At 73.6% G+C, this 10530-nt stretch carries 7 protein-coding genes; 1 reads left to right on the top strand and 6 read right to left on the bottom strand.

The window, feature by feature from the left end; genetic code table 11:
- The first annotated feature begins 96 nt into the window (after positions 1-96).
- Positions 97-420, top strand: a complete 324-nt coding sequence (locus tag ABZW11_RS42410) for an ROK family protein (protein WP_355430854.1) — start codon at positions 97-99, stop codon at positions 418-420.
- Here ABZW11_RS42410 and ABZW11_RS42405 read toward each other — a convergent pair.
- The 6 genes from ABZW11_RS42405 to ABZW11_RS42380 form a co-directional block, all read right to left on the bottom strand.
- The gene (locus ABZW11_RS42405; protein ID WP_355430851.1) at positions 411-2129 is read right to left on the bottom strand and encodes an acyclic terpene utilization AtuA family protein; all 1719 of its coding nucleotides are present in this window, start codon (positions 2127-2129) and stop codon (positions 411-413) included. The two genes, ABZW11_RS42410 and ABZW11_RS42405, sit on opposite strands and share 10 nt — an antisense overlap.
- Positions 2117-2875, bottom strand: coding sequence for an enoyl-CoA hydratase-related protein (locus tag ABZW11_RS42400; RefSeq protein WP_355430848.1), 759 nt, complete (start codon positions 2873-2875; stop codon positions 2117-2119). Before ABZW11_RS42400 ends, ABZW11_RS42405 begins: the two co-directional genes overlap by 13 nt.
- Positions 2872-4749: a biotin carboxylase N-terminal domain-containing protein gene (locus ABZW11_RS42395; RefSeq protein WP_355430845.1), complete on the bottom strand. Its 1878-nt coding sequence runs from the start codon at positions 4747-4749 to the stop codon at positions 2872-2874. The genes ABZW11_RS42400 and ABZW11_RS42395 overlap by 4 nt, the downstream gene beginning before the upstream one ends.
- Positions 4746-6281, bottom strand: a complete 1536-nt coding sequence (locus ABZW11_RS42390) for a carboxyl transferase domain-containing protein (RefSeq protein ID WP_355430860.1) — start codon at positions 6279-6281, stop codon at positions 4746-4748. The genes ABZW11_RS42395 and ABZW11_RS42390 overlap by 4 nt, the downstream gene beginning before the upstream one ends.
- Positions 6282-6413: 132 nt before the next feature.
- Positions 6414-8990: a protein kinase gene (locus tag ABZW11_RS42385; protein WP_355430842.1), complete on the bottom strand. Its 2577-nt coding sequence runs from the start codon at positions 8988-8990 to the stop codon at positions 6414-6416.
- A gap of 168 nt (positions 8991-9158) precedes the next feature.
- Positions 9159-10520, bottom strand: a complete 1362-nt coding sequence (locus ABZW11_RS42380) for an FAD-linked oxidase C-terminal domain-containing protein (protein WP_355430839.1) — start codon at positions 10518-10520, stop codon at positions 9159-9161.
- Positions 10521-10530 lie beyond the last annotated feature (10 nt).

The following is a 10530-nucleotide window of genomic DNA, read 5'->3' as shown; positions in this document are numbered from 1 at the left end:
TGAAGGGTCACCCCGGCGTCGGCGAGCAGCCCGCGCATGGCACTCTCGACCGACTGGGCGCGGCGCAGCGACAGCGTACGGTTGTAGGGGTCGGCCGTGGCGGCGCGGTGCGGGGTCCCCGGCGCCGAGGACGTGGTCCGGCTGGCCGCCCAGGGCGACGCGCGGGCCACGGCGGTGTGGGCGGAGGCGGTGGAGGCGCTCGCGCTGGCGCTGGCGACGTACACGCTGGTGCTCGATCCCGCGGCCGTCGTCATCGGGGGCGGCGTGTCGCAGGCGGGGGACGCGCTCGTGGTGCCCCTGCGCGAGCGGCTGGCCGCCCGGCTCGCCTTCCGCCCCGCTCCCGACGTACGGGCCTCGCGTCTCGGCCCGCTGGCCGGCCTGCTCGGCGCGGCCCTGCTGGGCTGGACCGCTCAGGGGTGAAGGCCGGCCGGGACCTCCACCGGGCGGGCTCGTAGCTCCTCGCCCAGCGCCTTGGCCTGCGGGTCCAGGCGGGTGCTCGCCGCCACGCCCCGGCCGAGGAGGCCGTGGATCACGAAGTTGACGGCCTTGAGGTTGGGCAGGTCGTGCCGGTCCACGCGGTACGGCCGCAGGGCCGGGAGAAGGTCCTTCAGGGTCTCCACGGTGAGGTACGCGGCCAGCCAGTCGTAGCGGGGCTGGGTGTCGGTCCAGACGCCCAGGTTCGCGTTCCCGCCCTTGTCGCCCGATCGGGCCCCGGCGATCCGGCCCAGCGGGATCCGCACGCCCTTCCCTCCGGGAGCCGCCCGGGTCGTGGGGGCTTCCGGGATGATCGGCACCTCGGGGGGCGGCGGTGGCTGCTCGAAGGGCAGCTCGGTGCCGTCCACGAAGACGCGGGGGCGGACCTGGGCGGCCGGGACGAGCACCGGCCAGTGCACGCCGTACGGGGAGGCGTCCCCCGGCGGCGTGAGGGCGTAGAAGCCGGGGTAGCTGGCGAGACCGGTCTCCACGACGGCCGACGAGAAGGCGCGGCCCGCCGTGCGGCGGTCGTCGGACATGACGGTGATCCGCAGAAGTGCCGTCCCGGCCTCCGATCGCGGGCCCAGGCCGGTGAGGGTGACGGAGACCTCGTCGAAGCGGTCGCGGGGGATGCGGGCCCACAGGGCCTCCTCGGCCAGCCTGGCCTTGGCCGGCAGGTCGAGGCCGGTCAGGACGAGCGTCATCGTGTTGCGGTAGCCGCCCAGGTGGTTGACCGACGCCTTGAGCGTGTCAGGCGGCGGCTCCCCGCGGACACCGGAGACGCGGACCCGGTCGGGGCCGTCGTCGGTGAGCGTGACGGTGTCGAAGCGGGCGACCACGTCGGGCCCGAGGTAGCGGGGGCCGCCGAGCTCGTAGACGAGCTGCGCGGTGACGGTGCCGACGGAGACCAGGCCGCCGGTGCCGGGATGCTTGGTGATGACGGAGGAGCCGTCGGCGTGCAGCTCGGCGAGCGGGAAGCCGCAGTGGCCGAGCTCGGGAACGTCCTGGAAGAACGCGTAGTTGCCGCCGGTCGCCTGGCAGCCGCACTCGATGACGTGCCCGGCCACCACCGACCCGGCCAGCGCGTCGAGGTCGCCCGGCTCCCAGCTGTACCGCCAGATGCCGGGCCCGGTCACGAGCGCCGCGTCGGTCACCCGCCCGGTCACCACGACGTCGGCGCCGGCCGCGAGGGCGGCGGCGATGGGCCGGCCGCCGAGGTAGGCGTTGGCGGTGAGCGGGGTGGCGTCGAGGCGCTCGCCCGTGTCGGCGTTGACGAGGTCGAGGGGCAGGCCGGTGAGGTCGTCGCCGGTGACGTACGCGATGGAGGGGCTGAGCCCGAGCCGGTCGGCCAGCTCGTGGACGGCCTCGGCGCACCCGGCGGGGTCGAGGCCGCCCGCGTTCGTCACGATCTTGATGCCGCGGTCGAGGCAGGGGCCCAGGACGTCTTCGAGCTGGCGCAGGAACGTCGGCGCGTACCCTGGACGGCCCTTGAGCCGGTTGCCGGCCAGGATGAACATGGTCAGCTCGGCCAGCCAGTCGCCGGTCAGCACGTCGATCGGCCCGCCCGTCACCATCTCGCGGGCGGCGGAGAGCCGGTCGCCGTAGAAGCCGCTGCAGTTGGCGACGCGCAGCACCACGGGGCTCACACCGTCCACGCGGGCGGGCGCTTGGCCTTGAACGCGGCGATGCCCTCCTGGCCCTCCTCGGAGGCGAAGCGCTCGGCCGACAGCTCGGCCATGGCCCGCAGCCCGTCGTGGAACGACATCGCGGGCACCTCCCTGACCAGCCGTTTCGTGATGGCGAGCGCCTCGGGGCCGCCCTTGACCAGCATCTCGGTGTAGCGGGCGACGGTGGCGTCCAGCTCGTCCTCGGGGACGGCCCGCGACAGCAGCCCGATCTCCACGGCCCGCGCCGCGCCGAACACCTCGCCGGTCAGGAAGTATTCGGCCGCCGCCCTGGCCGACAGCCTCCTGAGGACCGGCACGGCGATCATGGCGGGCGCGACCCCGAGACGTACCTCGGTGAACGCGAACGAGGCCGTCAGCGGCGCGACCGCGAAGTCGCACGCGGCGACCAGGCCGAGCCCGCCCGCCCTCGCGGTGCCGTTGAGGCGGCAGACCACCGGCTTGGGGCTCTCCCAGATCAGCTCCATGATGTCCGGGAACGACGCCGTCACCGGCGCCCCCGGCCTGCCCTGTTCCTTCAGGTCGGCGCCGGAGCAGAACACCGTCCCCGTGGCGGTCAGCACGATCACCCGGGCGGCGGGCTCGTCCAGGGCCTGCTTCAGGCGCTCGGACAGCTCGCCGAGCAGCGCCACGGACAGCGCGTTGCGGTTGTGCGGCGAGTCGAGCGTGATCGTCGCGACGCCCGCGGTGAGCTCCTTGTGCACCAGGCCCGTCATGAGTCCCCCTCCTGGATGATCGCCAGCACCTCGCCCGCGTCGACCTGCCGGCCCTTCTCCACGTGTACGCCGGACACCACCCCGTCGGCCGGCGCGGTGATCCGGTGCTCCATCTTCATCGCTTCGAGGACGAGGACCGTCCGCCCCTTGGTCACCCGGTCGCCGGGCGCCACCTCGACCCGCAGCACGCTACCCGGCATGGGGGCGAGCAGTGAGCCAGGGGCGGTGTGCTCGGCGGGTTCCGGCAGGCGGGGGAGCGGGGTCAGCCGCGCGGCGCCCTCGGCGTGGTCCACGTAGAGCGGGCCTTGCGGCTCGTACCCGGCCACCTCGTACGTACGACGCACGCCGTCGCGTTCCAGCACCACCTCATCGGGCCCGGCCGTGACCACGCGGACGTCAGGGGGCAGCGGGTCGTAGGTGACGGGGCCGGTCTCCTCGAAGGTGACGCTGCGGGGCTGGGAGCGGACGTTGCGCCAGCCGCCCGGCAGCCCGCCGAGTACGCGTGCCCGGCGCCGGTTCCCGGCGGCCATCGCGAGCGCGGCGGCCAGCGGAGCGAGGTCGTCGACGGCCTTCGCGGTGGCCGGGGGGTGGTCGAGCAGCCCGGTGTGCGTGTCACCAGCCACAAAGTCCCGATTTTTCAGGACGTCCAGTAATAAATCGCGGTTAGTCGGTACGCCGTGCAGCTTCGCCCGCCGCAACGCCCCCGCCAGCCGCCGCACCGCCTCCGCCCGCGTCGCCCCGTACGCGACCACCTTGGCCAGCATCGCGTCATAGTGCGGCGGCACCACGGACCCCGACTCCACCCCGGCGTCCACCCGCACCTCACCGGGTACCTCATGGGGCACCTCGAACCGCCACAACGTGCCGCTCTGCGGCACGAAGGAGGCGTCCTCGGCGTACAGGCGGGCCTCCACCGCCCACCCGGACGGCTCGGGCGGCGACGGCGGCAGCGCCGCGCCCTCGGCCACCTCCAGCTGCAGCCGGACCAGATCGACGCCGTAGACCAGCTCGGTCACCGGATGCTCGACCTGGAGCCGGGTGTTCATCTCCAGGAACGCCACCCGGTCGCCCTTGACCAGGAACTCCACCGTCCCGGCCCCGACGTAGCCGATCTTGCGGACGGCCCTGGCGGCGGCGTCGTACAGCAGCTTCCGCGTCGCCTCCGTGACGCCGGGCGACGGGCACTCCTCGATCACCTTCTGGTGCCGCCGCTGCACGCTGCACTCGCGCTCGCCCAGCGTCCACACACCGCCGTACCGGTCGGCCAGCACCTGCACCTCGACGTGGCGGGCCCGCTCCAGCAGCGGCTCGGCGAAGACCGTGCCGTCGCCGAACGCCGCGGCCGACTCGCGCCGCGCCGACTCCACCGCCTCGGCCAGCTCGTCAGGCCCGCGCACGATCCGCATCCCGCGCCCGCCGCCGCCCGCCGACGCCTTGACCAGCAGCGGGTACTCCTCGGGCGCGGTCAGGTCGAGCGAGGGCAGCACCGGTACGCCGGCCTCCGCCATCAGCCGCTTCGCCCCGATCTTGACCCCCATGGCGGCGATCGTCTCGGGCGGCGGCCCCACCCACACCAGACCGGCGTCCAGCACCGCCCGCGCGAAGGCGGCGTTCTCCGACAGGAACCCGTAACCGGGATGCACCGCGTCCGCCCCGCTCGCCCGGCAGGCCGCGAGGACGCGTTCGATGTCCAGGTACGTCTCGGCCGCCGACACGCCCGGCAGGCGTACCGCCAGGTCGGCCTCGGCCACGTGCGGCGCGTCCGCGTCGGCGTCGGAGAAGACGGCGACCGTGGAGACGCCGAGCGAGCGGCAGGTACGGAACACGCGCCGGGCGATCTCACCCCGGTTCGCGACCAGCAGGCGGGTGATCACGGCCGGAACACTCCATATCCCGCCGGCTCAGGCACCGGCGCGCTGTTGATCGCCGACAGGCACAGGCCCAGCACCGTCCGCGTGTCACGCGGGTCGATCACGCCGTCGTCGTACAGGCGGCCCGACAAGAAGAACGCCGCCGACTCGGCCTCGATCTGCTGCTCCACCATGGCACGCATGGCCGCGTCCGCCTCCTCGTCGTACGGCTGCCCCTTCGCCAGCGCCGACGCCCGGCCCACGATCGACAGCACCCCGGCGAGCTGCGCCGGGCCCATCACCGCCGACCTGGCGCTCGGCCAGCTGAACAGGAAGCGAGGCTCGTACGCGCGCCCGCACATTCCGTAGTTGCCCGCCCCGTACGAGGCGCCCATGACCACGGTCAGGTGCGGCACGGTCGAGTTGGACACCGCGTTGATCATCATGGCGCCGTGCTTGATGATGCCGCCCTGCTCGTAGTCCTTGCCGACCATGTAGCCGGTCGTGTTCTGCAGGAACAGCAGCGGGGTGCGGGTCTGGTTCGCGAGCTGGATGAACTGGGTCGCCTTCTGCGACTCCTCGCTGAACAGCACCCCGCGCGCGTTCGCCAGCACGCCCACGCGGTGGCCGTGCACGCTCGCCCACCCCGTCACCAGCGAGGCGCCGTAGAGCGGCTTGAACTCCTCGAACACGCTGCCGTCCACCACCCGGGCGATCACCTCGCGCGGGTCGAACGGCACCTTCAGGTCCTCCGGCACGATGCCGAGCAGCTCGTCCGCCGGGTACGCCGGCTCGCGCACCTCCCCATCCGGCTCGCGGCCCAGCTTGCGCCAGCCGAGCGAGGCGACGATGCGGCGGCCGATGCGTAAGGCGTCGTACTCGTCCTGCGCCAGATGGTCGGCCAGACCGCTCACCCTGGCGTGCATCTCCGCGCCGCCCAGCGACTCGTCGTCGGACTCCTCGCCGGTCGCCATCTTCACCAGCGGCGGGCCGCCCAGGAACACCTTCGCGCGCTCCCTGACCATCACCACGTGGTCGCTCATGCCCGGCACGTACGCGCCGCCCGCCGTCGAGTTGCCGAACACCAGCGCCACCGTCGGCACCCCCGCCGCCGACAACCGCGTCAGGTCGCGGAAGACCTGCCCGCCGGGGATGAAGATGTCCTTCTGCGTCGGCAGGTCCGCGCCGCCGCTCTCGACCAGGTTCACGTACGGCAGGCGGTTGCGCAGGGCGATGTCGGCGGCGCGCAGGGTCTTGCGCAGCGTCCACGGGTTCGACGCCCCGCCACGCACGGTCGGGTCGTTCGCCGTGATCATGCACTCGACGCCCTCGATCACGCCGATGCCCGCGACCAGGCTCGCGCCCACGGGGAACTCGGTGCCCCATCCCGCGAGCGGCGACAGCTCAAGGAACGGCGAGTCGGGGTCGACCAGCAGCTCGACGCGCTCCCTGGCGGTCAGCTTGCCGCGGTCGCGGTGCCTGGTGACGTACCGCTCGCCGCCGCCCGCCACCGCCTTCGCCTGCTCGGCGTCCAGCTCGGCCAGCTTGGCGAGCATCGCCTCCCTGCGGGCACGGTAGCCGGCCGAGCCGGTGTCGAGCCTGCTGATGATCACGGGCGTCCTCCTCGTACGGAGCCGACGATCATGCCCACGCTAACGCAGGCCCGCCTCCCGTCACAGCCCGCCCGCTCAGCTGCAGTGGCTCCACTCCGACTTCCAGACGTACGAGTTCCACGCGCCGCCCCAGATCACGCACTTCTTCTTGGCGGGCAGCCGCACCGGGCCCGCGTAGGCGGTGAACGTGCCTGGGTCGTTCGCGCTGGCGCCGCCCTTGACCTGGAGCATGGCGCTCATGTTCACCTTCTTCGGGTGGACGTAGCGGGAGATCGTGACCACGCAGTTCATCCCGGCGCCGGAGTTGTAGAGCAGGTAGACCGTGGCGTGGCCGGCCAGCGCGTGTGAGTTGATGATCGCGTACCCGGCGCCGCACAGCGACGTGGCGCTGGCCGTGTTCGCCTTCAGCGACGTGCTCGGCTTGACCTCTTTCTTGCGGGTCGTGGTCGGCTTCGGAGTCTTGCTCGGCCCGGTGTCCGGGTCCACGGCCGTCGGCTTGCGCGTCGGCCTGGGCGTCGGGCGGATCGACGGCGCCGTCGTCGTCACCGTCGGCCTCTGCGCGATCGGCTCCTTCGTCGGCTTCGGCTTCTTCGTCTTCTCCGGCTCGATGTCCAGCGTCGGGACAGGCGCGGGGGAGCCCGTCGGGGCCGGCGTGGGCGAGTCGGACGTCGTGGGCGCCTCGCCCTGGCCGGAGCCGCCGCCGTCGCCGTCGGAGTCGCTGGAGGACTTGCCCACGGCGACCACCGGGACCTCCTTGCCCGCGTTCGCCTGCACGACCACCGCCCCGGCCACCACCAGCAGCGCCGCGGCGGCCGCACCGGACAACGCGAGAGTCAGAGTCCGCCGCTGCTTCGCCCGCGCCCCATCACCGTCCTGCCCGGGCCCGCCAGGCCCGCTGCGCCCAGCGGCACCAGCACCATGCGCACCAGCACCATGCCCACCGGCCCCGGACCCGCCAGCACCGGGCCCGCCAGCTCCGGGCCCACCGGGCCCAGCTGGACCGTGCCCGCCGGGTCCGTTAGGGCCGGCCGGGCCGCCCTGGTACGGGCCGCCGGGAGCGCCGTGCTGCTGAGGCATCCCGAGCCCGCCCTGCGCAGGCCCGTGCGGGCCCTGAGCGCCGGCGTGCGGGCCCATCTGACCGGGAACGCCCTGCCGCCCTGGGACGCCCTGCCCTGGGACGCCCTGCCCTGGGATGCCCTGACTGGGGACGCCCTGACCGGGTGCACCGGCCTGACCGGGCATTCCGCCGTGCGCCGGGCCTCCGGGCACGTTGCCGGAGCCGCCGAGCGGCAGGGGGCCGGTGGTCTGCGGCATGCCGGGGTGCGGAGCGCCGTGCGGGGGGTTGCCGGGAACCCCGCCCTGTCCGGGCCCACCCTGTCCGGGCCCACCCTGTCCGGGCCCACCCTGTCCGGGCCCACCCTGTCCGGGACCGCCCGCCACGCCGCCCTGACCCGCCACGCCGCCCTGACCGGGAACGCCGGGCTGGGCCTGAGGGCCGGTCTGGCCGGGGAGGCCCGAGCCGAGGTGAGCGGTGGCGGCCAGGTGGCCGTAGTCGCCGGTCTGGGGAGGGGCCGTGCCCTGGGGGCCGCCCGCGAGGTACGGGCCGGTGGGCTGCGTCCAGGGGCCGGGATAGTGGTCCTGCCCGGAGCCGTCTGCGCCGGCCCCGAAAGCCCCGGCGGCCCCTTGTGCCGCGGCGGCGGCCTGGGCTCCGGCCGCGGCCTGGTCGGCGGCGGTCTGCGGGATGCCGGTCTGCGTGGCGCCGGTCTGAGGGCCGGACTGGGAACCGAACTGGGCGCCGGTCGCGGTGGAGCCGGTGACCGGCTCGATGGCGGCCTTCGGGGCGGGCTGGCCGGTGAGGTGGACGATCAGCTCGTCGGCGGTGGGCCGCAGCGACGGGTCCTTGGACAGGCAGGCGGCGACCAGCTCGCCCAGCATGCCGTCCATCGTCCCGAGCTCGGGCTCCTCGTTGAGGATCCGGTTCATCACGACGGGGATGGAGTCGGCGCCGAAGGCGGGCTTGCCGGTGGCGGCGAACACCATGGTGACGCCCCACGCGAACACGTCCGCCGCCTCGGACACGGCCGCCCCGCTGAGCTGCTCGGGCGCGAGGTACGAGGGGGTCCCCATGGCCATGCCGGTCGCGGTGGCGCCGGGCGAGTCGAGGGCGCGGGCGATGCCGAAGTCGATCACGACGGGACCCTCGGGCCCCATCAGCACGTTGGCGGGCTTGAAGTCCCGGTGCAGGATCCCGGCCCGGTGGATGGCCGCCAGCGCGGTGGCGGTGCTGATGGCCAGCCGTTCGAGCGCCGCGCCCCGTCGCGGCCCCTCGTTGATGACCAGCTCGCGCAGTGACGGCCCCGGCACGTACTCGCTGACGATGTACGGCCGGCTCCCGTCGAGGTCGGCGTGCAGCACGGGCGCGGTGCAGAACCGCGCCACCCGCTGCGCGACGGCGACCTCGCGCAGGAAGCGGGTCCTGGCGTCGGCGTCGGCCACGAGGGCGTTGTGCAGCAGCTTGACCGCGACCTGTTCCCCGGAGTCGCTCTTGCCGAGATAGACAACGCCCTGGCCGCCCTCGCCGAGCCGGGCGACGATGTCAAACGCCCCCAGCCGCCGCGGATCGTCCGCCGCCAACGGCTGGAACTGATTCACGTCGGACCCCCATAACAACCCAATAGATGAGGCAAAACGCTACCAGCGCGACGCTTGAGGCGTCTGCCGGACGTGTCAGAAGTTTCAGGTTTTGACGAGCAAAGTCAGCGTTCCTGTGCAGGTCGTGTACGCCGCGAACCCCAAGGTCACGGCTTGGTCAACCGAAGATCAGATCGCCTTGCCCGGGTTCAGGATGCCGAGCGGGTCGAAGACGGCCTTGATCCCCCGCTGGAGCTCGGCCGCCACCGGCCCCGACTCCAGCTCGAGCCAGCGCCGTTTGAGCAACCCCACGCCGTGCTCGCCGGTGAGCGTGCCGCCGAACTCCAGCGCGCGCCTGAACACCTCGTCCGCCGCCGCCCACACCTCGGCGGGCGGTTCGAGCGTCCCGTGCTCGAAGATGAAGACCGGGTGCAGGTTGCCGTCGCCGGCGTGCGCGACGGTCGCGATGCGCACGCCGTGCCGCTCGCCCGCCTCCTCGATCGCGGTGATCATGTCGGGCAGGACGGACCTGGGCACGCACACGTCCTCGACCAGGCACGCGCCCAGCCGCTCCTTGGCCCCGTACGCCAGCCGCCGCAGCCCCACCAGCTCCTCGGCCTCGGCCGGGCTGGAGGAGACGGCCACGAACGAGGCGCCGTTCTCGGCGCAGATCCGCTCCATGCGCTCGACCACCGCCTGCCCGTCGGGCACGTCGGACTGCCCGATGAGCATGGCCTGCGTGCTCGCCTCGAGGCCGATGTTGCGCCAGTCGTCGATGGCCTGCAGCGTGGCCCGGTCGAGCAGCTCCATCAGGGACGGCTGGCAGCCCGCCGCCATGATCGCCGAGACGGCCGCGCCCGCGTCGCGCAGCGAGCCGAACTCCGCGGCGAACGTCGCGGGCGGCGCGGCGGGCGCGCGGCGCAGCCGTACGGTGGCGGCGGTGATCACGCCGAGCGTGCCTTCCGAGCCGACGAACAGGCCGGTCAGGTCGTAGCCGGTGACGCCCTTCATCGTGCGCCGGCCGGTGTTCAGCACCCGGCCGTCGGCCAGCACCACTTCTAGGCCGAGCGCGGAGTCCCTGGTCACGCCGTACTTCACGCAGCGCAGCCCGCCGGCGTTGGTGGCCAGGTTCCCGCCGATCGTGGAGATCTCGTACGACGAGGGGTCAGGCGCGTACATGAGCCCGTGCTCCCTCGCGGCCCTGTCGAGGTCGGCGGTGATGACGCCGGGCTCGACGACCGCGATCTCGTCGGCGGGCGACAGCTCCCTGATCGCGGTCATCCTGGCCAGCGACAGGATGACCGTGCCGTCACCGGCGACGGACGCGCCCGCGAGGCCGGTGCCCCCGCCGCGCGGCACCACCGGCACCCGGTGCTCGCTCGCCCACTTCAGGGTCGTCACCACGTCGTCGCGCGTGGCGGCCAGCACGACGCCGAGCGGCTTGCCCGGCGCCAGAAACGTACGATCCCGGGCATAGGAGTCGATCACATCGGGGTCGGTCACGACACGCGCATCGGGCAGGGCGTTCACCAAGGCATCAATCGGTCTCACATCTCGAAGC

Source organism: Nonomuraea sp. NPDC004580, assembly GCF_040609855.1.
GTDB classification, from domain to species: Bacteria; Actinomycetota; Actinomycetes; order Streptosporangiales; family Streptosporangiaceae; genus Nonomuraea; species Nonomuraea salmonea.
Note: the sequence above shows the minus strand (reverse complement) of the source record. Positions and strands in the feature narration are given on the sequence as shown.

Excerpts from the sequence above, each read along its gene's own strand:
- ABZW11_RS42390 (WP_355430860.1), bottom strand. The coding sequence starts at position 6,281 with ATGCTCGCCAAGCTGGCCGAGCTGGACGCCGAGCAGGCGAAGGCGGTG.
- ABZW11_RS42400 (WP_355430848.1), bottom strand. The coding sequence starts at position 2,875 with ATGACGGGCCTGGTGCACAAGGAGCTCACCGCGGGCGTCGCGACGATC.